Source organism: Klenkia sp. PcliD-1-E, from assembly GCF_024124375.1.
In the GTDB taxonomy this organism is placed as follows: domain Bacteria; phylum Actinomycetota; class Actinomycetes; order Mycobacteriales; family Geodermatophilaceae; genus Klenkia.
The window spans coordinates 1-20,963 of record NZ_JAMXRZ010000048.1 but is presented as its reverse complement, the minus strand read 5'-3'; the positions used below and the strand labels follow the sequence as shown (position 1 = coordinate 20,963).

At 68.4% G+C, this 20,963-nt stretch carries 21 protein-coding genes, 1 tRNA gene and 1 riboswitch; of the genes, 12 read left to right on the top strand and 10 right to left on the bottom strand.

Annotated features, from left to right (window positions below; translation table 11 throughout):
• Positions 1–42: 42 nt before the first annotated feature.
• Both NH342_RS23895 and NH342_RS11390 read right to left on the bottom strand, forming a co-directional pair.
• Positions 43–681 (bottom strand): C40 family peptidase, encoded by a 639-nt coding sequence (locus tag NH342_RS23895; protein WP_305884893.1) that lies wholly within the window; start codon positions 679–681, stop codon positions 43–45.
• A gap of 49 nt (positions 682–730) precedes the next feature.
• Complete coding sequence (locus NH342_RS11390) at positions 731–1,852, bottom strand: prolipoprotein diacylglyceryl transferase family protein (protein ID WP_253014899.1); 1,122 nt, start codon at positions 1,850–1,852, stop codon at positions 731–733.
• Positions 1,853–2,569: 717 nt separating this feature from the next.
• A riboswitch (cyclic di-AMP (ydaO/yuaA leader) is annotated at positions 2,570–2,703 on the top strand.
• 9 nt (positions 2,704–2,712) lie between these two features.
• Here NH342_RS11390 and NH342_RS11385 point away from each other — a divergent pair.
• On the top strand, positions 2,713–3,978 hold the full coding sequence (locus NH342_RS11385; protein WP_253014897.1) for a peptidoglycan DD-metalloendopeptidase family protein: 1,266 nt from the start codon (positions 2,713–2,715) through the stop codon (positions 3,976–3,978).
• 79 nt (positions 3,979–4,057) lie between these two features.
• Here NH342_RS11385 and NH342_RS11380 read toward each other — a convergent pair whose 3' ends face one another.
• Complete coding sequence (locus NH342_RS11380; RefSeq protein ID WP_253014895.1) at positions 4,058–4,726, bottom strand: DUF305 domain-containing protein; 669 nt, start codon at positions 4,724–4,726, stop codon at positions 4,058–4,060.
• Positions 4,727–4,836: 110 nt separating this feature from the next.
• Complete coding sequence (locus tag NH342_RS11375) at positions 4,837–5,040, bottom strand: hypothetical protein (protein WP_253014893.1); 204 nt, start codon at positions 5,038–5,040, stop codon at positions 4,837–4,839.
• Between the two features lie 789 nt (positions 5,041–5,829).
• Here NH342_RS11375 and NH342_RS11370 point away from each other — a divergent pair.
• The 5 genes from NH342_RS11370 to NH342_RS11350 all read left to right on the top strand — a co-directional run bounded on the left by NH342_RS11370 (position 5,830) and on the right by NH342_RS11350 (position 12,074).
• Positions 5,830–7,323, top strand: a complete 1,494-nt coding sequence (locus NH342_RS11370) for a cytochrome c biogenesis protein ResB (RefSeq protein WP_253014891.1) — start codon at positions 5,830–5,832, stop codon at positions 7,321–7,323.
• Positions 7,324–7,825: 502 nt separating this feature from the next.
• Positions 7,826–8,341: a M23 family metallopeptidase gene (locus tag NH342_RS11365; protein WP_253014889.1), complete on the top strand. Its 516-nt coding sequence runs from the start codon at positions 7,826–7,828 to the stop codon at positions 8,339–8,341.
• Positions 8,342–8,562: 221 nt separating this feature from the next.
• Positions 8,563–9,237: a class I SAM-dependent methyltransferase gene (locus NH342_RS11360; RefSeq protein WP_253014887.1), complete on the top strand. Its 675-nt coding sequence runs from the start codon at positions 8,563–8,565 to the stop codon at positions 9,235–9,237.
• A gap of 109 nt (positions 9,238–9,346) precedes the next feature.
• A complete protein-coding gene (gene ctaD / locus NH342_RS11355) occupies positions 9,347–11,098 on the top strand; it encodes a cytochrome c oxidase subunit I (RefSeq protein WP_256480059.1) in 1,752 nt (583 codons plus the stop codon).
• Between the two features lie 157 nt (positions 11,099–11,255).
• Positions 11,256–12,074: a potassium channel family protein gene (locus NH342_RS11350; RefSeq protein WP_253014883.1), complete on the top strand. Its 819-nt coding sequence runs from the start codon at positions 11,256–11,258 to the stop codon at positions 12,072–12,074.
• A 354-nt stretch (positions 12,075–12,428) separates the two neighbouring features.
• Here NH342_RS11350 and NH342_RS11345 read toward each other — a convergent pair whose 3' ends face one another.
• Positions 12,429–12,755 (bottom strand): thioredoxin family protein, encoded by a 327-nt coding sequence (locus NH342_RS11345; protein WP_253014881.1) that lies wholly within the window; start codon positions 12,753–12,755, stop codon positions 12,429–12,431.
• Between the two features lie 621 nt (positions 12,756–13,376).
• Here NH342_RS11345 and NH342_RS11340 point away from each other — a divergent pair.
• Positions 13,377–14,168, top strand: coding sequence for a motility protein A (locus tag NH342_RS11340; protein ID WP_253014879.1), 792 nt, complete (start codon positions 13,377–13,379; stop codon positions 14,166–14,168).
• A 51-nt stretch (positions 14,169–14,219) separates the two neighbouring features.
• Here NH342_RS11340 and lnt read toward each other — a convergent pair whose 3' ends face one another.
• A complete protein-coding gene (gene lnt / locus NH342_RS11335; protein ID WP_253014877.1) occupies positions 14,220–15,686 on the bottom strand; it encodes an apolipoprotein N-acyltransferase in 1,467 nt (488 codons plus the stop codon).
• A gap of 293 nt (positions 15,687–15,979) precedes the next feature.
• Here lnt and NH342_RS11330 point away from each other — a divergent pair, with 293 nt between their 5' ends.
• Positions 15,980–16,345 (top strand): helix-turn-helix transcriptional regulator, encoded by a 366-nt coding sequence (locus NH342_RS11330; protein WP_253014875.1) that lies wholly within the window; start codon positions 15,980–15,982, stop codon positions 16,343–16,345.
• A gap of 372 nt (positions 16,346–16,717) precedes the next feature.
• Here the strand turns inward: NH342_RS11330 and NH342_RS24520 are convergent, their stop codons facing one another.
• Positions 16,718–16,858 carry a DNA/RNA non-specific endonuclease gene (locus tag NH342_RS24520; RefSeq protein WP_374209430.1) on the bottom strand — a complete coding sequence of 47 codons (141 nt, stop codon included), beginning with the start codon at positions 16,856–16,858 and terminating at the stop codon, positions 16,718–16,720.
• 359 nt (positions 16,859–17,217) lie between these two features.
• On the opposite strand from NH342_RS24520, the gene NH342_RS11320 reads away from it, so the two are divergent.
• The 3 genes from NH342_RS11320 to NH342_RS11310 all read left to right on the top strand — a co-directional run bounded on the left by NH342_RS11320 (position 17,218) and on the right by NH342_RS11310 (position 18,572).
• Positions 17,218–17,721 carry a helix-turn-helix domain-containing protein gene (locus NH342_RS11320; protein ID WP_253014913.1) on the top strand — a complete coding sequence of 168 codons (504 nt, stop codon included), beginning with the start codon at positions 17,218–17,220 and terminating at the stop codon, positions 17,719–17,721.
• Between the two features lie 69 nt (positions 17,722–17,790).
• On the top strand, positions 17,791–18,132 hold the full coding sequence (locus NH342_RS11315; protein WP_253014871.1) for a type II toxin-antitoxin system RelE/ParE family toxin: 342 nt from the start codon (positions 17,791–17,793) through the stop codon (positions 18,130–18,132).
• A gap of 2 nt (positions 18,133–18,134) precedes the next feature.
• Entirely contained in the window at positions 18,135–18,572 is a 438-nt protein-coding gene (locus NH342_RS11310) for an XRE family transcriptional regulator (RefSeq protein WP_253014869.1), read from the top strand.
• A 255-nt stretch (positions 18,573–18,827) separates the two neighbouring features.
• Here NH342_RS11310 and NH342_RS11305 read toward each other — a convergent pair whose 3' ends face one another.
• On the bottom strand, positions 18,828–19,193 hold the full coding sequence (locus tag NH342_RS11305; RefSeq protein WP_253014867.1) for a YciI family protein: 366 nt from the start codon (positions 19,191–19,193) through the stop codon (positions 18,828–18,830).
• A gap of 402 nt (positions 19,194–19,595) precedes the next feature.
• A tRNA-Gly gene (locus NH342_RS11300) sits at positions 19,596–19,669 on the bottom strand.
• A 74-nt stretch (positions 19,670–19,743) separates the two neighbouring features.
• Between NH342_RS11300 and NH342_RS24210 the strand changes: the two genes are divergently transcribed.
• Positions 19,744–20,367 carry a methyltransferase domain-containing protein gene (locus tag NH342_RS24210; protein ID WP_253014865.1) on the top strand — a complete coding sequence of 208 codons (624 nt, stop codon included), beginning with the start codon at positions 19,744–19,746 and terminating at the stop codon, positions 20,365–20,367.
• Here the strand turns inward: NH342_RS24210 and NH342_RS11290 are convergent.
• Positions 20,364–20,963 (bottom strand): IPT/TIG domain-containing protein (locus NH342_RS11290; RefSeq protein ID WP_253014863.1); only part of this gene is annotated, 600 nt, incomplete at its 5' end. The two genes, NH342_RS24210 and NH342_RS11290, sit on opposite strands and share 4 nt — an antisense overlap.

Here is a 20,963-nt window from a genome sequence, read left to right as displayed (position 1 = left end):
GACATGGCCGCCGGTTGGCCCGACGGTGTGGCGGGAACGCCGTCAGCCCTCGGTGAGCACCCGGCGGATGACCGTCGGTGACCCCGCGGCCTGCACCTTGACCACCTCGCCGGGCTGGGGTGCGGCAATCATCTGGTTCCCCCCGATGTAGATGCCCACATGGTCGATGCCGGGGCGGTCGGGGGAGTAGTCGAAGAACAGCAGGTCACCTGGCTGGGCCGTGGACAGGTCGGGCACCGCCCGGCCCGCGGTGGCCTGCTGGGCCGACGTGCGGGGCACCGTCACCCCCAGCTGGGCGAAGACCAGGGAGGTGAATCCCGAGCAGTCCAGCCCGACCGCGGGGTCGTCACCTCCCCACAGGTAGGGCACCCCCAGGTAGCGGCGCGCTACGTCCACCACCGACGGCTGTCCGCCCGGGGCTCCCGGGACCACCCCGGTCTGGTCGACGCCGGCACCTGCTGCAGTGGACACCTCGGCACCGGTGGGGCGATTGGTCGACCGGGTTGCCCCCGCGGTGGGCGGGGCCGGGTTGCCGGTCGGCAGACCGGCCGCTGCGGCTGCGGCCGACCATTGCGCGCCGGTGGTCGTCTCGGCGGTGGGAGCGGGTCGGCCGGCCACGGCGTTGAGCGTTGCCCGGATCTCAGCGACCCGGGCGGCGGCCTGCACCCATCCCAGGCTCATCGGACCCGCCCGCCGGGCAGTACGCGCGGTGTCATGGGTGTCGGCCCGGTCACCAGGGCACCCCGGCCAGCAGGGACCCGGCCGCCGCCACCAAGGCCGCGCCACTGGCCACCATCGTCAGCGTGCGTCCATGGCGGGTGGCCCGAGGGATGCTGCGCCAAGGGAACAGCAGCTGACGCCCGAGGATGTAGGCGGCCAGGAAGCCCACGAAGACCTGCAGGCCGGTGGCCGGGTTGGCGGACACGATCAGCGCTGCGGGTACCACCAGCACCGCGGCCGACGTGGCCTCCAGCAACTGGGTGGGCACCCGGCGCACCCCAATCCGCCGGTCGGAGCTCCACACCCCCCACCGCGACGCCGTGGGGCGCCCAGCGCAGCACCCGCCGAAGAAGCAGCCCAGCCGGCCCACCGCCAGCCCGGCCAGCAGGGCCGGTGCGGTGACGCCGAGCACGGACCCGACGGGCATCGACCATGCAGCCGCCCCGAGGACAAGGGTGGTGATGCTGGCGATGATGAAGCCCTGCACCGACATGCCATCCCGCCCGCCCCCGGCACGACCCGAGGCCGGGTGGGTCAGCAGGTAGTAGGTCTTGGCCCCGGCGAGCCCGATGAGGCAGGCGAGGAGGGCCACGGCCAGCAGCCGGCCGCGGGGCAGGCCCACCGCGCCGGCCAGCGCGCTCTGCACGGTCACGCCCAGAGCCGCGGCCAAGACCACCAACGTCGGCCATGCCGCCACCCGCACGCCGGGGCCCTGCACCCGCACCAGCGGGGAGAAACCCGACGCGCCGCTGGCGCTCCCGGCAGCTAGATCCTGCGCCGGTGCGCCGGGGCGGTCATCCTCCTCGGGCACCACCCACACGTCCCACTGCCCCGGTGCCACGTCCACCACCCGCAACGTCACCGCCACCGGTCCCGATCCAGGTACGACGTCGGTCACGGTCCGCACGACGTCGAAGGAGCTGGCCGGGTCCCCGAACCCGGCGTCCCGGCGGCGACCGACCACCCGCAGCCGCACCGTGTACGGGGCGCCGTGGGAGGCCGCCTGGAACCAGTAGTTGACGCCCAGGGCGTGCGGGGCATCGGCAGGGACGGCATCGCAGGAGGCAGTGACCACCTGCACTGCCGCCGTGGGGGCCTTCTGCAACGCCGGTGAGCGGGGGACCTCGACCACCACACCAGGTCCCAGATCGGCAGGCAGTCCCAAAGCCTCCTGCACCGTGGTGCTGGCTGCCGGCGCCGCCTGCCGGTCAGCCGCTGCTGACTGGCTGACCGCCAATGAAGAACCCGGCAACGAGGCCCGCGCCGTTGCTGGTGCCCTTGCTGGTGTGGACTTGTGGCCGCCGGCATCGTCGGCGATGACCGGCCGGCGGAGGACGGCCGGGGAACCGCCGTCGGTGGACCGCACCCTCAGCGGGGACAGCCCGAGGCTGGGCAGGGGAGCTGGCGGACGCCGGAACGCCGCCAGCGGGGGACTGGCTTGCCCCGGCTCTGCGGCCGCCCGGGACACCTGGGTGTGGTCGGCGTGGGGCATGTCGGCGGACCGGGGGAGTGCTGTGGGCCCGTCCGATGCGGTCGCAGTTGGATCCGGCTGCGCGGAATGCGGTGCCCGGCGGGGGGACTGCGGCCGACGCGCACGCCTGGGTTTCTGCGCTGACATCGTCACCTACTCACTCGGCGGAAGGCCGCGCGTCGCTGTGAGCGGTGAAGCCCGACCCTTCTACTACCTCAAATAGTAGACCGTTCCGGCTGACGGAGCGGCGCGACGCTCCCGGTGGCGGCATTCGTGTCGGGCTGGCCTGGGGGGCGGGCGTTATCGCCCTGTGACAACTCCGATGCTCAATAGTATGTTCGTCGGGCCCGCTGGATCACCGGCCTTCACCGAGGGCGTCCCGCGGACCCGCCGAACCCCCGTGTGGGGGGCCGGGGACCCATGTCCCTCGGGGTGAATCCGGTGCGCCGGTAGGGCCTGCTTCCAGCCCGAACCCGTCAGCTAACCCGGTAGGCGGCAGGAGGAACGGAGAACCCGCCCCCGTGGCGATCACGCAACCCCCCAGCGCAGTCATGCGCCCAGACTGCGCCGCCGGTCTCGAGCTGCGGCGCCGGCCCCGACCGGCAGGACAGGTCACCCGTTCGGCGCTGTGGCTGGCGCTGCTGGCCGGAGCGGTCCTGGTCGGTCAGACCGTGACCTCCCCGGTGGCCGTAGCCGCGCCCGACACCAGCGCCCCCTCGGCCGGCGCCGCAGCAGCTTCGCAGGCGGCACCCGGCAGCGACGTCGAGCGACTGCAAGCAGCCATCGACGCAGCACAGAACACCCTGGACCAGGCGACAGTGGACGCCGAGGCCACCGCCGACGTGCTGCGCGTGGCCCAAGACGATCTGGCCAGCGCGCAGCAGCAGGCCGACAGCACCCAGGCGGCCCTGGCCGCTGCCCAGTCCGCCACCGGCCAGGCCGAGGACGAGGTCACCGAGCTGGCCCGGGAGTCCTTCATGAACGGCGGTGACCTGACCGCGGCGGCGACCCTGCTGTCCGCGCAGGGCCCCAGCGATCTCATCCAGCGCACCGCAACCATGGATCTGCTGGGTGAGGACCGCACCGAACGGCTGGAGGCGGCGGTGAGCGCCGAGCAACAGCAGGAGGCCGCCGCGCAGGCCGCAGCGGCCGCCGTCGCTGCTCGCGACCAGGCGGTCGCCTCGGCGGCCCAGGCGCAGGCTCAAGCCGCTGCGGAGCTCACCCAGGCCCAGGCGACCTTCGCTGCCGCCGAGGCCCAGCAGAATGCCCTGAACGACCAACTGCTGACCGCCCAGCTGGACGAGTTGTCCCAGCAGGGAGTCGATGACCCGGAATCGGCGCTGGCGGCGCAGCAGCGCGCCGCAGCTGCCGGGGCAAACGCCGGCACAGGCCAGCTCGTGACCGGTAGGGTGACCTCCTGCTTCGGCAACCGCGGCGGCACGATGCACTACGGAATCGACATCGCTGCCCCGATCGGCACTCCGATCTACGCCCCCGAGGGGGGCACCGTCATCGACGCCGGTCCGGCCAACGGGTTCGGACTGGCCGTGTACCTGCAGCATCCCGATGGCACGGTCACTGTCTACGGCCACATCAACGACTACTTCGTGACCGCCGGGCAGTCCGTGGCCGCCGGCGACGTCATCGCCGAAGTCGGCAACACCGGCCAGTCCACCGGGCCCCACCTGCACATCGAGACCCATGTCGGTGGGCTCTACGCCAACCGGGTCAATCCAGTGTCGTGGCTGGCCGCACGGGGCATCACCCTGGGCGGCCGCTGCAGCTAAGAGCCCACGTCCGCCTGACCACCCTTCACCAACCGGTGCCGGGGCTGACTGCCTCGACGGTCAGCCCCGGCGCGGGCGGTCAGGACTGCGGCAGGGACTGCAGCAGCTGCTCCATCTCGTTGATCTCCTGGTTCTGCGAGGACTTGATGTCCTCGGCCATCGAGACCGCACCCTGGTCCTTACCATCGCTGATCTCGGTCTCGGCCATGCCGATCGCGCCAGTGTGGTGCTCGATCATCATTTCCAGCCACATGCGGTCGAACTCGGTGCCAGACGCCGCCTCCAGGGATGCCATGTCCTCCGAGCTCATCATTCCGCCCATGTCCATGCCCCCGCCCATGTCCATGGCACCCATGTCCATGTCACCCATGTCCATGCTGGCGCTTGCGGTGTCCTGACCCCAGTCCTCCAGCCAGCCGGTGAGCTGCTCGATCTCCGGTCCCTGGGCCGCCTCGATCCGGGCGGCCAGGTCCAGCACCTGGGGATTGGTGGACCGGTCGGCGGTCAGCTGAGCCATCTCGATGGCCTGCTGGTGGTGGGGGATCATCATCTGGGCGAACATGACGTCGGCGGTGTTGAAAGTGGCATCGGCTGCCACCGAGGTCGACGAGGCGCTGGCGCTACCGCTGCTGTCCCCGCCGGAACAAGCCGACAGGACCAGCGAGCCGGCCAACAGGGCGCCGGCCAGCTGACCGAGGCGGCGACGTCCGGTGGCGGTGGACAGGGTCGATCGAACAGTGCTGCTCACAGGTATCTCCAGAAGGGGTCAGCCAGGCATCGTCGGGCCCGGCTCGAGCGGATGAAGGGTCGAACTCGTGCGCGGTCAGCGGGTCGCTGCCGGCGCGGGAGGAGTTCGGCCTAGATCCGCAGCACGCACAGACGACTCAGCTCCAGACCTCGGGCCCAGAATGTGGCCCGGTCGGCGACGACCGTGACTGGTGCCCTCAGGCAGGCGGCCACCCCGGTCAACCGGCGGCGGGCCAGCCACACCGCCAGGGCGGCGAGCACGGTGCCCACGCCGGCGACCAGGACAGCCAGGCACAGCGCCAGCGCGTGCAGCATCGACTCGTGGCCGGCCGAATGACGCGCTGGCAATCCGGCATCCGCCGCGTGCGCGCCGCCGGAAGCGGACCACGCAGCTGGCGGCCGGTGTTCCCCGGCCCCCGCGGCGGCCAGAGCGTGCGCGTCGGCCCCTGGGCCACTCATGGCCGGGAGCTGCGCCGAGACTGGGGACTTCGCCGCGGTGGCGGGGGGCGTCGTGTCGGCGGCGGAAGGGCTCGGTCCGTGCATAGCGAACACGGCAGCCAGCAGCAGCAGGGACCACCACGATCGCGCCCGCATCACACCTCCCGCTCCACTTGGGTACCCCACCAGGGTAACCAGCAGGACCGGTCGCAAACCACGTCAGACACCACACGGCGGTGTGCAATTCAGCGATCGGTTGGAGGCCGCCCGCCGATGCGCCCCGGCTACTATGACGTGTAGTAATGCTTCTGGCGAGGTCGGCGGCGCATCGCTCGCGCGGCGAGGCCGCCTCGTCCAGCGACATCGACCTGTGACGACGGGAGCGTGCTGGGACCGATGATGCGACCCGGACGTCGATGGTGAGGACACCTGACCTGAGGGGCTGTGCGCTTCCAGCGACCGCAGGGGCCGCAGCGCCAGGCCTCGCGGCGCTGATGAAGGCCGGGTGGGATGCCTGGTCTGCTCCCCGGCAGCGAGCCGACGGGCATGGCTAGCCCCCCGCGGCTCCTGGTGGACCCCGGCACCGCGAGACCGCGTCCCCGGCTCCGGAGGGCGGCCGCCTGGTGGGGGCGCCGGCTGCTGCGGTGGTGGCGGCAGCTCACCGCCATGCGCACCGCACTGATCTTGCTCTTCCTGCTGGCGCTGGCCGCCATCCCCGGGTCGCTGCTACCCCAGCGCAGCCTCTCCCGGATCCAGGTGGCCCAGTACTACCGGGACCACCCCAGCTGGGCGCCGGTGCTGGACCGGCTCTACCTCTTCGACGTCTTTGCATCCCCTTGGTTCGCTGCGGTGTACCTGCTGCTGTTCGTGTCCCTCATCGGCTGCGTCCTGCCGCGAACCTGGGATCTGATCCGCAGCCTGCGCTCAGCGCCACCACCTGCACCGCGGCACCTGCACCGGCTGCCCCACGCGGCAGCCCTCACCATCCCGGGCCCTGCAGAGCCCGCCGCTTCCGCGGCTGTCGACGTGCTGCGGAGCCGGCGTTACCGGGTAGTGGTCCGAGACGGCCGGGACGGGGTCGAGATCTCGGCCGAACGGGGCTACCTGAAAGAGATCGGCAACGTGGTGTTCCACCTGGCGATGCTCGCGCTGCTGATCGGCCTGGCTGGGGGGAAGCTGTGGGGCTACGAGGGTTCGATCCTGGTGACCGAGGGTGGGTCCTTCTGCAACTCACCCCAGCAGTACGACAACTACCGCACCGGCCCGCTCGTCGACACCGCCACCATGGTCCCGTTGTGCGTGGACCTGCAGGAATTCCAGGTGGTCTATGAACCCAACGGCACCCCGGCCCGGTTCCGCGCCCACGTGTCGTGGGGTGAGCCTGGCTCGGCGGACACGGCGACGACCATCGGGGTGAACAACCCGCTGCGTGTCGACGGTGCCCGCGTGTACGTGACCGGGCATGGCTACGCCCCGATGTTCACCGTCACGCTTCCCGATGGCACCTCCTTCGACGACATCTCCGCGCCCTTCCTGCCCTCCAGTACCGCGACCATGGCCAGCCAGGGCGCGCTCAAACTGCCCGACCTGGGAGCCGGAACGAGCAACCAGCTCGCCGTCGAGGGGTTCTTCGCACCGACCGGCACGCTGACTGGCGGCGTCCTCACCTCGATCGACCCTCGACCCCTGCGCCCCGAGGTCGCGCTGATCGTCTACCGGGGCTACCTCGGGCTCGACTCAGGGGCCCCGCAATCGGTCTACAGCCTGGACCAGGCCCGGATCGACCGGGGCCAGTTGGTCCAGGTCGGCTCGGGTAATCTGGCAGTCGGCCAGACCCTCACCATCGACGACGGCACGACAATCACCTTCACCGGTTTTCAGCGTTTCGCGGCCATGCAGGTGTCCCACGACCCGGGCCAGGGGTTCGTGCTGGGCGCAGCGATCGCCATCCTGGCCGGCCTGCTGCTGATGCTGCTGATACCCCGCACCCGGGTCTTCCTGCGAGTGCAGACCAACTCCACCGGTGACTGCGAACTCGCCATCGGGTTTCTGAGCCGCGGCTCCGGTGATGTCACGGCGGCCTTCGACGACCTGGTCGACCGCCTCCGAATTGTCCTCGACCAACCGCAACCGCAGTCCCGTGTCCACGCCGCCACCTGACCGCCCGACCCCCACCGCCGTCATCGGGGGCCGCCGGCGTGGAATCGGCGACCTCGACGCCGCCGTCCGAGCTCGGTCATCGCCATCGAGCCCGCCAGCACCAGCGGGATCCACGTCGGTGGCCACAACAGGGGGTACCCCAGCAGCACGCGCGCATCGGTGGGTCGGGAACCCGGGCACCGAGGCCCTCGACTCCCAACTCAAGCGTGTCGGGAACTCCCGCGACCCGGCCGACCTATACTCCTATTCAGGATAGTAGGTAGGTGTCTGCGGATGCGCGGCCAGGCTGAAGGGGAGCTCGCGAATGGGTGCAGGCCACCGAGCGGCCCCGAAGACCACCTCCTCACCGACCGGTGGGTTGCCCCGGCGAGCGCTCAAGCATCGCCCGGCGGCACTGCTCGCGGCCCTGGTGATGGGGGGCGCCCTGGCCACTCAGGTCATCACCCCGAGCGGTGCGGACACCGCCAGTCCCACGGCCGGAGTCCAGGACGTCGCGACCTTCATGAGGGGCGACAGCGACAGCGGCACCGAGCTGCTCGCCCACGCCCAGATCACCGCCGAGCAAGCCCGACTTCGGCTGGAGGAGGTCGCCGCGGCACGCGCGGCGCGGGAAGAGCTCGAGCGCCCGGCGACGGTCGTTCCTGTCGTCGGTGTCGTGACCAGCACCTATGGACCCCGCTGGGGAACGATGCACACCGGGCTGGACATCGCCGCCCCCATGTACACCCAAGAAGTAGCAGCCGCCGACGGGGTCGTGCTGCGCGCCGGGCCCGCGACGGGATTCGGACTCGCTGTCTACATCCAGCACGACAACGGCGACGTGACCGTCTACGGCCACATGGACTCCATCCAGGTCGCCGCCGGCGACATCGTATCCGCCGGTGACCCCATCGCCCTGGTCGGCAACCGCGGCCAGTCCACCGGACCGCACCTGCACTTCGAGATCCAGCAGGGCGGGATGAACGGCCCACGGATGGACCCCGTCCAGTGGCTGGCCGACCGGGGCGTCACCGTCTGACAACCAGGTGCGCCGACCGGCCCGCTCGCAGACGCGACCCCGGGGCCACGAACACGGTGACGAGTGCCAAAGGGGAATTGCGTGAACGCAACGACGTGCGCTGAGGTGATCGCACCAGGATGCTGTGTCGCCGTCCCGTCGCGAACCGGCGGGGCTCCTCCGCCGATGCCGGGCACCCCCTGGACCGGCGGCGCGACGTGACCGGGCGACCAGGACCGCCGGTGGACAACGGCCCGGGCGCCTACACCACGGACGGCTGCGCCGTGGAGGTGTACCGGCGGCTTCCGACCGGGGAAGACCTGCACATCATCCACCTCGTCGCTGGGGCATCGGCGACCATCCTCGATCTGGGTGCCGGCGCCGGACGATTGGCTGACCCACTCAGTCGTCTGGGTCACCAGGTCGTGGCGGTCGACGACTCCGCGGAGATGCTGTCCTGCATCACCCACGCCCGCACGGTGCACCGCCGCATCGAGGATCTGCAGCTGGAGACACGCTTCGACGTCGTGGTGCTGGCCAGTCACCTGATCAACAAGCCCAGCAGACGAATGCGGCACGACATGCTGGTCACCGCCGCACGCCACCTCGCCCCTGGCGGACGGGCCCTCATCCAGTGGCACCCGCCAGCGTGGTTCGACTCGCTCGCGGTCGGTGACGTGGTGGACGACGTGCTCGGCGAGGTGCAAGTCCAGGTGGCCATCACCGGCAAACGCGCACGGGGTGCCCTCCTGGACGCGACCGTCACCTACACCTGCGACGCCACGACCTGGACGCACACGTTCACGGCGCGCAAGATCGCGCTGCGCGACCTCCAACTGCAGGCGCACGCCGTTGGGCTCACCATCCACACCCCCAACGACCCAGCTGTCACCTGGCTGTTGGCCACCTGCAGCTGATCGGCCGCCTGGGGCACCCCGGGGTCGCCACACCGCCATCTACTAGGTTAGATAGCAGGGGCATCCGGTCCTGCCCTAGGAAGCCCCGACAGCTCAGGAGAAGCAGCAGATGACGATTGCTCCTGCCCCGATCGTGAGCCGTCCTTCGCCGGTTCACGTGGCCGAGAAGGGTTCGCGGCTGTCGATGCTGCTGCGGACCACCGATCACAAGGTGATCGGGTTGATGTACCTGGCCACCTCGTTCACCTGGTTCATGGTGGGCGGGTTGATGGCGATGTTGATGCGTGGTGAGTTGGCGCGTCCGGGGCTGCAGTTCTTGTCCAACGAGCAGTACAACCAGTTGTTCACCATGCACGGCACGGTGATGTTGTTGTTCTTCGCGACGCCGTTGTTCTTCGCGTTCGCGAACTTGATCCTGCCGTTGCAGTTGGGTGCCCCGGATGTGGCGTTCCCGCGGTTGAACGCGTTCTCGTACTGGTTGTTCGCCTTCGGTGGGCTGATCTTGATCTCGGGGTTCTTCACCCCGGGTGGTGCGGCGGACTTCGGCTGGTTCGCCTACTCCCCGCTGTCGGACGTGACGAACTCACCGGGGGCGGGTGGGGACCTGTGGATCGCCGGCCTGGCCGTGTCCGGGCTCGGGACGATTCTGGGTGGGGTGAACTTCATCGCCACGATCGTGTGCCTGCGGGCGCCGGGGATGACGATGTTCCGGATGTCGATCTTCGCCTGGTCGGCGTTGGTGACCAGCATCTTGATCCTGCTGGCGTTCCCGATCCTGACCGCTGCGCTGATGGCGTTGCTGGCCGACCGGCACCTGGGTGCGTTGGTGTTCTCCGCGGCCAACGGTGGGCCGATGCTGTGGCAGCACCTGTTCTGGTTCTTCGGCCATCCCGAGGTCTACATCATCGCGTTGCCGTTCTTCGGGATCATCTCCGAGGTGATCCCGGTGTTCGCCCGCAAGCCGTTGTTCGGCTACAAGGGCATGGTGTTCGCGATCATCGGGATCGGGGCGTTGTCGCTAGCGGTGTGGGCGCACCACATGTACGCCACCGGGGCGGTGCTGCTGCCGTTCTTCGCGTTCTTGACCTACTTGATCGCGGTGCCCACGGGGATCAAGTTCTTCAACTGGATCGGCACGATGTGGCGGGGTCAGTTGACGTTCGAGACCCCGATGATGTTCGCGATGGGGTTCCTGGTCACCTTCTTGCTGGGTGGGTTGACCGGGGTGCTGCTGGCCTCCCCGCCGCTGGACTGGCACGTGTCGGACTCCTACTTCGTGGTGGCGCACTTCCACTACGTGGTGTTCGGGACGGTGGTGTTCGCCGCCTACGCCGGCATCTACTTCTGGTTCCCCAAGATGTGCGGCCGGATGATGGACGAGCGGCTGGGCAAGGTGCACTTCTGGTTGACCTTCATCGGCTTCCACGCCACCTTCCTGGTCCAGCACTGGCTGGGCGCTGAGGGCATGCCGCGCCGCTACGCCGACTACCTGCCCACCGACGGGTTCACCACCCTGAACACCATCTCCACCATCGGGTCGTTCGTGCTGGGGGCCTCCACCATCCCGTTCCTGTACAACGTGGTGCACTCCTGGAAGTACGGGCAGCTGGCCCTGCGCGATGACCCCTGGGGCCACGGCAACTCCCTGGAGTGGGCCACCAGCTCACCCCCGCCGCGGCACAACTTCATCGAGATCCCCCGCATCCGCTCCGAACGCCCCGCCTTCGAGCTGCACTACCCCCACCTGCGCGAACGCCTCGAAGCCGAGGCCCACGCCAGCAAGCGGCACGACACCTACGCCGAGGAACTGCTCTCGCGCACCGGCACCCGTGCCGGGGCGAACGACCCCGACCCGCTCTAGCCCGTACCACCTGCATTCGCGCGGTCAGAGCAGCTGCGAGAAGGCCGGACAGCCGGTAGACCTCGCTATACATCTGACTATTCGTGGACCATATTTTGGTTGAACTTCTGTCGGAAGAATCGAATTGCTTACTTTGGTTTCACTCGTCAGCGGGACCATGTTGGTTTTGATTACTTGTCGGGACATCTTCCATACATTGCTGCACCCGACCGGAAGCGGCGTCATCAGTACCACGGTCGCTCGTGCCTTCTGGCGCACAACAAGGGCGAGGTCAAGCCGGCTGATGCAACTTGCCGGGCCGCTGTCGATGGTCGCAATCATCGCGACATGGATACTAATCCTGGTATCGGGGTGGGTGCTCATCTATCTGCCAAACATTCCCGAATCTTTCGTGTACGGCTCAGGTCTGAGCCCCTCGCAGCGTTCACCGATTGTCGATGCCCTTTACTTTTCGTTGGTTACTGTGGCAACTCTCGGCTTCGGCGACATCGTTCCCGTCGCGGGCGCCCTTCGCGTTCTCGTTCCCGTGGAGGCCCTGATGGGTTTCGCGCTGTTCACAGCCTCTATCACGTGGATTCTGCAGGTCTACCCTGCACTGGGTCGACGTCGCGCCGTTGCGATGAGGCTGCACTTATTGTTCAATTCGAACGCGCAAACCGAATCTCTGCCAGTCATTGTTCTGCACAGTTTGGCCGCATCAATTGTGGAGGTCGTGGTCGACTTCAAGCAGTACGCCGAAACCTATTACTTTCATGATGCAATACCGACGTCCTTGGCCGCCGCCCTGCCAAGAACCCTCACATTTGCGCAGTCGGCAGCTTCGAAGGGAGACGATGCTCACCGAGCGGCCGGGGTGCTGCTAGAAGGTTCGCTTCGCGAACTGTCCAGTGTTCTTGACGCCCAGTATTTGAAGATAGGGGGAAGCCCCGACGCCATCTTTATTGCCTATCAGCGCGATCATGACCAGCAGCCATAATAATCCTCGTTTTGCTACTAGCCGCGGTCATGAAATCGGGCGTCCTTGAGCACGTGCGTCGGACGGTGGGCGCCAAGCCGGGTTTGCATTCGACATGATCGTTCGCGAAGCGACCAAGGTCGTTCCACAGGTCGTTTCGAAAGCTGACCCGCTGAGTTTCAGCGGCCTTTCGGGTAAAGGTCACCAGGGCTTTGCTGGGCTGGCGAGGGTCCCGCGGCACAGTGCGCAGTGCTGGCCCCGACCGCGCGGCCCGCTCTCGTGGTCCCTGGGTCCGTTCCTGGGGGGACCCGCGGCCGAACTGATGCTTTCTAACGGGAGGTTGGTCGCGGCCCGCAACAGCCGCAGCCGACTAGCTCAATTCGAGGACCGCAAGGTTTGTGCTTCATTAAGTACTGCCACCAGTTGCTTCACGGTGGGGGTGCCGGCCAATCCTGTGTCCGTGCGATAGACCCGGCAGGACAGGCCTGCGGGTGCGTCCGGGTCGGCGAATGGATCGACGCCGTCGAGCAGCAGTGTCGGCGAGCCCCGAAACCCCATTGCCTCGGCGTCCTCCTGCGTGGAGACGACGCGGTACGTCACCTCTACATCCTCGATCCCGACCAAAGCCAGGGCTTGAAGCAATGCTGCTTGTGCGACCTGCCAGTTCGGGCAGTTGTCGAAATGCTGCAGTGAGAGCTTCATGTCAACCTCCTTGATCACCAGGGCGGCCACACCACCTGGCAATTGCGATGGCTGCCCCTGCCGAGGGTAGGTATTTGCAACGGACATAAAGCTTCTTGCCCGAAGATGCCGGACCAGTCAGCTTTGGTAGGGTTTCACCAGGCTAACACCGTGTTCACGATCGGGCCGTCCGTGCTGAGCGCCTCGCCCACCTCATTCCTTCTCTAAGTAGAGAAGTCCTAGAAGCACGGCCATGCAGCCCTGCGCCATGAACCTTGGGACTTTGGAACCTCCCTTGGCTGGGACGCAAGACCACTATGCCGCGGCACACTTGCGTCGATCCCCCGCATCCGTTCCGAACGCCCCGCCGTTCAACTGCATCGCCGCCACCTGCGTGAACGCCTGAAGCCCAGCCTTACGCGGGCGGCCAAGGGGGTGTCGGCCACGCACGCGGAATCCAGGGATATCGATGCCCTATTTGGGTGATGTTCATGACGCGGAGCACCTTTCGGGCCCGCTCGATCGGCGTGTTTGCTGACCCCGGCCCTGTTCCGCCCTAATCTCCTATCGTCCATAGTAGACGACGAAGGAGAGAGCTGTTGAGCTACGTCAGGCAGTCGGAGCCGGGGACGGGGTGGTGACATGGACCCGGCAACACTGATCGGCATCGGCGTGGCCATGGTCGCCATCATCGTGTCGATGATCCTCGAGGGGTCGTCGCCGCTGGCGATCTTGCTCATCCCGCCGATCCTGCTGGTCTTCGTCGGCACCTTCGGTGCCGCCGTCGCCGGTTCCACCATGGCCGACATCAAGAAGGTCGGCGGCTGGATGAGGCAGGGCTTCATGCCCGCCGCCGTTCCCCCGGCCGCGGAGAACATCCAGGTCCTGGTGACCCTGGCTGAGAAGGCCCGCAAGGAGGGCCTGCTGGCCCTGGAGGGGCCCATCAGGGACATTGAGGACCCGTTCCTGCAGCGCGGTCTGCAGATGGCCGTCGACGGCACCGACCCCGAGGACCTCCGCACGGTGCTCGAGGCCGAGATCTCGGCGAAGAAGGCCGAGGACAAGGTCGCCGCCAAGTTCTTCACCAGCATGGGTGGCTACGCCCCGACCATCGGCATCATCGGCACGGTCATCGGGCTGATCCACGTGCTGGAGAACCTCAATCAGCCCGACAAGCTCGGCGAGCTCATCGCCGCCGCGTTCGTCGCCACGCTGTGGGGCGTGCTGTCAGCCAACATCTTCTGGCTGCCCGCCGGCGCCAAGATCATGCGCACCAGCGACCTGCAGGTCGCCCAGATGAAGCTGCTCGTCGAAGGCATCTCCGAGATCCAGGCCGGCACCAGCCCGCGCGCTGTCCGAGACAGGCTCACCTCTCTGGTGCCGCCCAGCGAGGCAGCCGCGATGCGCGCCGGGGGAGGAAGGAGCGCCGCATGACGCTGCGCCGGCCCAGCGCGGACCACAGCAGCGCCGCGACACCGGCGACGCTCAACCCGACCTCGGGGACAACACCCAACTGGGCCGCCACGGTCGTGCCGCCGCCGACCTCGACGGCACCGATGAAGACCCACCGGGTGAACAGAGTGGACTGGGCGCGCACCGAGCCGTCAGGTCGACCACCGCAGACAGGCCGCTGGTGGCGGCAACCACCACCGTCCGATCGAACTCGATAGCGCGCAGGCGACTCATGGCCAACTGCTGTGGGCTCTCATCCGAATACCCGAAGGTCGCATTGTTGGTCTGGACCACCAACAACTGTGCACCACCGCGCACCACATCGGCGACCAGGCCGTCGTAGGCGACCTCAAAACAGATCACGTCCCCCACCGCTACCCCGGCGACGTCAAGCACCCCTGGCTGATCCCCGGCCCGGAAGTCCCGCCGCAGCAAGTCCACCTTGTCGCTGAACATCCGGAAGAACGACCTGGCCGGCATGTATTCCCCAAACGGCACCGGATGCCGTTTGGCGTACAGCTCACCCGGCCCGGTGACCGGGTCCCACACGATGCCGGCGTTGGTCAAATACCGCCCGGGGCCGTCGAGGACGGCACCGAGGAGAATGGGTACGCCGATGGTGCGCGCAGCGCGGTCGATCTGCGCGGCCGCGTCGGCATTGATCAACGGATCGATGTCTGAGCTGTTCTCCGGCCAGACCACCAGTTGGGGCGCAGGACGCCGACCGGCGGCCACATCGCTGGCCAGCTCGAGGGTGGCCTGGACGTGGTTGTCCAGCACCGCCCGCCGTTGAGCGTTGAAGTCAAGCCCCGCTCGGGGCACATTGCCCTGCACAACCGCGATCTGAACCGACGACCGCCCCCCCGAAGACCGACCGTCTGATGCACCGGCGGACGCCATCGAGGCGCCCAGGAGCCACGGCAGTGCCGCCACCAGCAGGGTCACCAGCGGCCGGCGCCACGGCGACCTTGTCGTGGTGCGACGCCAGGCCGCGACGGCCCCGGCCAGGGAACAACCGGTCAAGGCGACAGCAAAGGTCACCAGGGGTACTCCCCCCACGGCGGCCAGCTGCGCCAGCGGTGAATCAGCCTGACTGAATCCCAGCCGACCCCACGGCAGCCCCCCAAAGGGCAGCCGCGAGCGGGCGCCCTCCGCTGCCACCCACAGCAGTGCCGCCCACAATCCCGCCGCCGGCAGCCGGGTGACCGCAGCCACCCCCGCACCCAGAACGGCATAGAAGGCCGCCTGAGCCATCGCCAAGGCCACCCACGGACCAGCGCCGACATAGATCCCCGACCAGTGCAGCAGTGGCAGCATGAACGCGGCTCCGAACACCCCGCCGAGCAGCGCTCCCCACCTGAGAGTTCTGCCAGCGACCGCCAGCTGTAGCAACGCCGGCCCCACCACCGCCAGCGGCCAGATTTTCCAGGATGGAAACGCCAGCCACAGCGCCAGACCCCCACCAGCGGCCACGGCGACCGAAGCAAGCTTGGAGCGCATCCCCGCTGACCTGGTACGCCCGCCTGCAACCGCGCCAGCCCCGACAAGGCGGCCCCGCATCGGACCCAGCTGCAAGTTCACCCCCAATGGTCGCCCGACACCGAGGTCGAGGCGAGTCGCCGCGCGACAGCAACTAAGTTGAATAGTACCTCCGGCGTGAAGCCCGGCCCTCGCCGTGACAGCTGAGCGTCCGGTGCCACGCGGATGGCGGACACCGCCATGGGCAGCGCCCCGATAGGACATGTCGGAGGCTCACCTCCCTACATACCGACAATCGTTGTTATGTTGGAACCGTGGCGACCGATGCGGACACCTGCGACCTGTTGTGCCTTGACCTTCCCCACGCCGAGGAGGTGCGGGCGCAGCTGACCGCGAGCCAGTCCAACGAGCGGGCGCTGGCCGAGCGGGCGCGGGCACTGGCTGACGGAAGTCGGCTGCGGGTTGCTCGCGCGCTGAGCCTGGGCGGCGAGCTGTGCGTCTGCGACGTCGCATGGGTCTGCGGGCTGTCGCAGAACACGACCTCCCATCACGCCCGGCAGTTGCGTACCGCCGGCCTGGCTGACTCCCGACGGGACGGCAAGCTGGTCATGTACCGGCTCACACCGCTCGGGGCCAGATTGCTCGCTCAGCTGCTCGACGACGAGCACGTCCGGGCATGACCGCCACCGCCCCGGCCGCCGAGCGTCGGGCGGTTCTGACCCGCCGCGTGCGCCTGTTCGTGGCCGCGACCATCATCTACAACGTCATCGAGGCGATCACCGCCCTGATCGCCGGCCACAACGCCTCCTCCAGCGCCCTCATCGGCTTCGGCCTGGACTCGGTCATCGAGGTGTCCTCGGCCGCCGCAGTGGCCTGGCAATTCTTCGGATCAGACCCAGAAGCCCGAGAGCGCCAGGCGCTCAAGGTGATCGCCTGCTCGTTCTTCGCCCTGGCGGCCTTCGTGTCGATCGACGCGCTCCGCTCGCTGCTCGGCGGATCAGAAGCCGAGCACTCGATCGTGGGCATCGTGCTCGCCGCCGTCAGCTTGGCGGTCATGCCGTTCCGGCCTGGGCTTCGGCGACGGTGTCGCCCCAGACGGCGTCGGCGCGGCGCACCAGGTGCCCGCGGTCGATGTCGTTGTCCGCGTACAGCTCGGGGTCGGCCTGGGCGTCGGCGGAGAGCTGCTCATCCAGGCGCCAGCCGACACCGTCGCGATCGAGGTCGCGCGGCAGGGCCCGTCGATGCCGACGCCGGTGACGGCGGCGACCCGTCGGTCGGGGCGAATGAGCACGCTGAAGTGCACGTAATCGCTGAAGTGCACGTAATCCAAGCGCACCGTCGGCACTGCCCCGTCGCGTGGAGCTGGCAACGGAACGGTGGCGCCGAGCAGGTCGTCGTCTAGCCCGATGCGTCGCTCAGGGCGGGTCCACAGGGGCAGACTAGGGGCCGCGCACTGCAATCCGTTTAGCCACCGCAAACACCGCAGAAGCGGCGTCCATTGTGTTTGTGGCGTTTGCTATAAGCTGGGCATGTGCGAGGACAGGTGGCCGAGATGCGGGTCGCGGACACCGGCGAGGGCCTGCTGACCACCGGCGAGGCCGCGGCCCTGCTCGGGGTGTCCCGCCAGCATGTCGTCGACCTGTGCACCGAAGGCCAGCTGCCACACTCGTGGGCAGGTAAGCATCGCCGGCTGCGCCAGCGCGACGTTGAGACCCTGGCCGAAGGCAATCGGCGCATGACCCGCGACCAGGTCCGGTCCATGCTGCTGGCCCACGCAGTCGCCGGCCACGTGGCCACCGACCCAGACGGCACCCGCGCAATCGCACGGGCCAACCTGCAGCGGATGTTCGAGGCCACCCCCCGCGGCGGAGCTCGGGTCTGGCTGCAGGAGTGGGCGCGGCTCCTGGATGGACCGCTACTCGACCTGCTGGCCACGCTGACTTCACCGACGCTAAGGTCTAGGGAGCTCCGGCAAAACAGTCCCTTCGCCGGTGTCCTAACGGAGGCCGAGCGGCTGACGGCCCTTGCAACCGCAGACGCGGCCAGAACCCGATAGATACCATCTAATACCTTGCGCGCTATATAGCATCAGTGCTAACGTCATCTTCTGATGTGGAACGTGCAGGTGACCCCCGAGTTCCTGGATTGGTTCGAAACCAAGCTCAACGAGGACACTCAGGATGATCTAGACGCGGCCATCGAGCTGCTGAGGCAGCAGGGGCCGGGTTTGGGTCGGCCGAAAGTTGACACGTTGACCGGATCAACCATCGCCAACCTCAAGGAGCTGCGAGTCAGCTCGATTCGAGTGCTGTTCGCGTTCGACCCTGAAAGATCGGCGGTCTTGCTCCTGGGTGGGGATAAGGCCGGCCAGTGGTCGAAGTGGTATCGAGGGGCAATCAGGGAAGCTGAAAGGCTCTGGAAACGGCATATTGAAGAGCTGGAAGGCGAAAACGAAGGAGGCCGGTGATGGTGACGACTGCGAAGAACTGGGATGAGATCAGGGCGAAGCGAGCCATGCGTCCAGACGATGTCGAGCGCCAGGCGGCGGCTCGAGCGCGCCTTGCGGCCGAGGATCAGGCCTACTTTGAAGGCCTCGCTAACGTTCGCAAGGCGAGAAGCCTGACTCAGGCTTTGCTCGCAGCCAACATGAAGATGCCGCAGCCTTCGATCTCGCGGCTGGAGCGGCAGACAGACTTATACTTGTCGACCCTTCGGCGATACATCGAGGCTATGGGCGGCAAGTTGGAGATTCACGCCGTCTTTCCCGACAAGGACGTCGAGATTGGGTTTGATGACCTCCAGAGCGTCGATCGAGAGCATCCGGATTTCGAGGAGCCCGAAACGCATCGGCACGGACCCAAGCGCCATATTTCGGGTCTTAAGAAGGCGGCTGCGAAGACTCGCTGACGGACATGTCTGCCTTGTTCAGGCAGACGTCTCAGACCAGCTGTACCCCTGCTCGCTAGTGTCCCTATCGGGGCAGCAGTCAATGCATCGGGCGGCCGCCGATGATTCACCTTATGTCCGTACGGCCGCGGCGAAGGCATCCCGTGCGCAAATCCTCGGCCGCGTCCAGATCCCGCAACCACCCGGCCGCGCGCGCCACCAGCACCGACCAGTGCTCCCGGTGGGCCCGCGCGACCGCCTCGGTGGGCGCCGTGCTCACCGCGCGATGTGGGCCACCGGCCGGACCTCGATCCCGCCGGAGAAGACCGGCAGGATGCCGGCCAGCTCCAGCGCCTGCTCAAGGTCGCGGCACTCGACCAGGTAGAAGCCTCCCAAGGCCTCCTTGGTCTCGGCGAACGGGCCGTCGGTCACCACGGGGGTCGCGGTGAACCCGTCCTTGCGGACGGTCGTGGCCGTCGGGGCGTCGGTCAGGCCCTCCCCCGCCAGGATGCGCGCCCCGTCGGCGGCATCCACCGCAGCAGAGAAGGCGTCGTGCCCGGCCCACGCCTGGCTCAGCACCCTCTCGGTGGCGTCGGCCCAGCGGGACTCGTCGTCGTAGAGCATGAACAGGAACTGCGGCACAGTGGTCCCTCCTCCGGCGCCGGTCGGTCCGGGCCCACCACGCTGACGGACGGCCACGTCGGAATCGACACCTGATCGCTCTTCGATGGGGTGACAAGGCGCCCGGGTGTTGGGGGTGTCGACGCCGCCCGCCCGTATCGGGCCAAAGCTTCGACCGGACGCGCGGGGGCGGGTGCTGCTCGGGTGCCGCGTGGGAGCAGATGGGCGCAGGACCCACCGGCCGCACCGAACAGGGGTGACGTAGACGGTGCCATCGGCTGGGTCATCGACGGGCCCGGCATGACCTAGTCATGACCTAAGTAGGGGCGAAGTTAGGTCACAGAGGGGATGTTAGGTCATGAATGATCATGCTCAGCGGGCCGAGATGATCTTCCAATCCAGCCTCTGACCTGCGGTTTTGTGTGGAGCGGGTGACGAGAATCGAACTCGCACTGTCAGCTTGGGAAGCTGATGTTCTACCATTGAACTACACCCGCGAGGTGTGCCCGAACACTACCGCAGCGCCCGTCGCCCCTGGCGAGGGCCCCCGCGGAACCCGCAGGATCGACCGGTGACGGACGACCTCTACGACGGCTTCCCGCCCGGCTTCTTCGCCCGCGACGACGAGCGCCCCGACGACGTCTTCTACGCCCCGGAGCGGCTGGTCACCCACATCGACGACCGCGCCATCGTCGCAGTGGGTGCCCTGTACACCGAGCTGGGCATCACCGGCCGAGCCCTGGACCTCATGTCCTCCTGGGTGTCGCACTTCGAGCACCCGCCGGCCGAGCTCGTCGTCCTGGGCATGAACGCCGCCGAGCTCGACGCCAACCCGGCCGCGACGCAGCGCATCGTGCACGACCTCAACGCCGACCCGCGGATCCCGCTGCCGGACGCCGACGTCGACGCCGTCGTCTGCTGCGTCTCGGTCGACTACCTGACCCGCCCGATCGAGGTGCTGGCGGAGGCCGCGCGCGTGCTGCGCCCCGGTGGCGTCGTCGCGCTGACCTTCTCCAACCGCTGTTTCCCGACGAAGGCCGTGCACGGCTGGTTGGCCACCTCCGACGAGCAGCACGGCCCGCTGGTGGCGGAGCTGCTGCGCCGGGCGGGCGGGTTCGACGAGCCCCGTGTGGAGCTGCGGACCCCGCCCGGCCCGGGCGACCCCCTGTGGGCGGTCACCGCCCGGCGGACCTAGACCTGCGTCCCCGCGCAGGACGACGAGCAGTTCACCGACCACAGCGACGCCGGCAACCCGGAGAAGAACGCCGTCACCACCAGCCGCTGGCCGCCGGGTCCGGTGACCACCACCGGGCCGGACGGCGCCGGGGTGCCGCTGGGCACCGGCGCGGTCGACGGGCGCGGCGCCGACGTCGGCCCGGCCGACCCGCTGGACGCCACGTAGGTCAGGGCCGCGGTGAGCTCCGACCGTCTGCCGCCCGGGGTGGACAGCAGAAGGTCGTAGACCCCGGCCACCCGCGGCGGGGCCACGAAGACCACCTGGGTCGACGACCAGGACAGGACGGTCGCCAGCCCGGAGTCGCCGACCAGCACCCGCGGCTGCTCGGTGAACGTGCCCCGGACGGTCACCGCGGCACCACCCGCGGCGTCCACGCGGTTCGGGCTGACCGACGTCACCCGGAAGTCGCCGACCCCGGGGTAGACCGTGTTCCCACCCGGCGGCACGGTCGGCACCGGCGCGGGGCCCGTGGGCCCGGCCGTGGACCGGGGGGTCGTCGGCGCCGCCCCGGTGGGCAGCGGCCCGGTGCCGGTCGGGGCGGAGGAGGTGGTCGG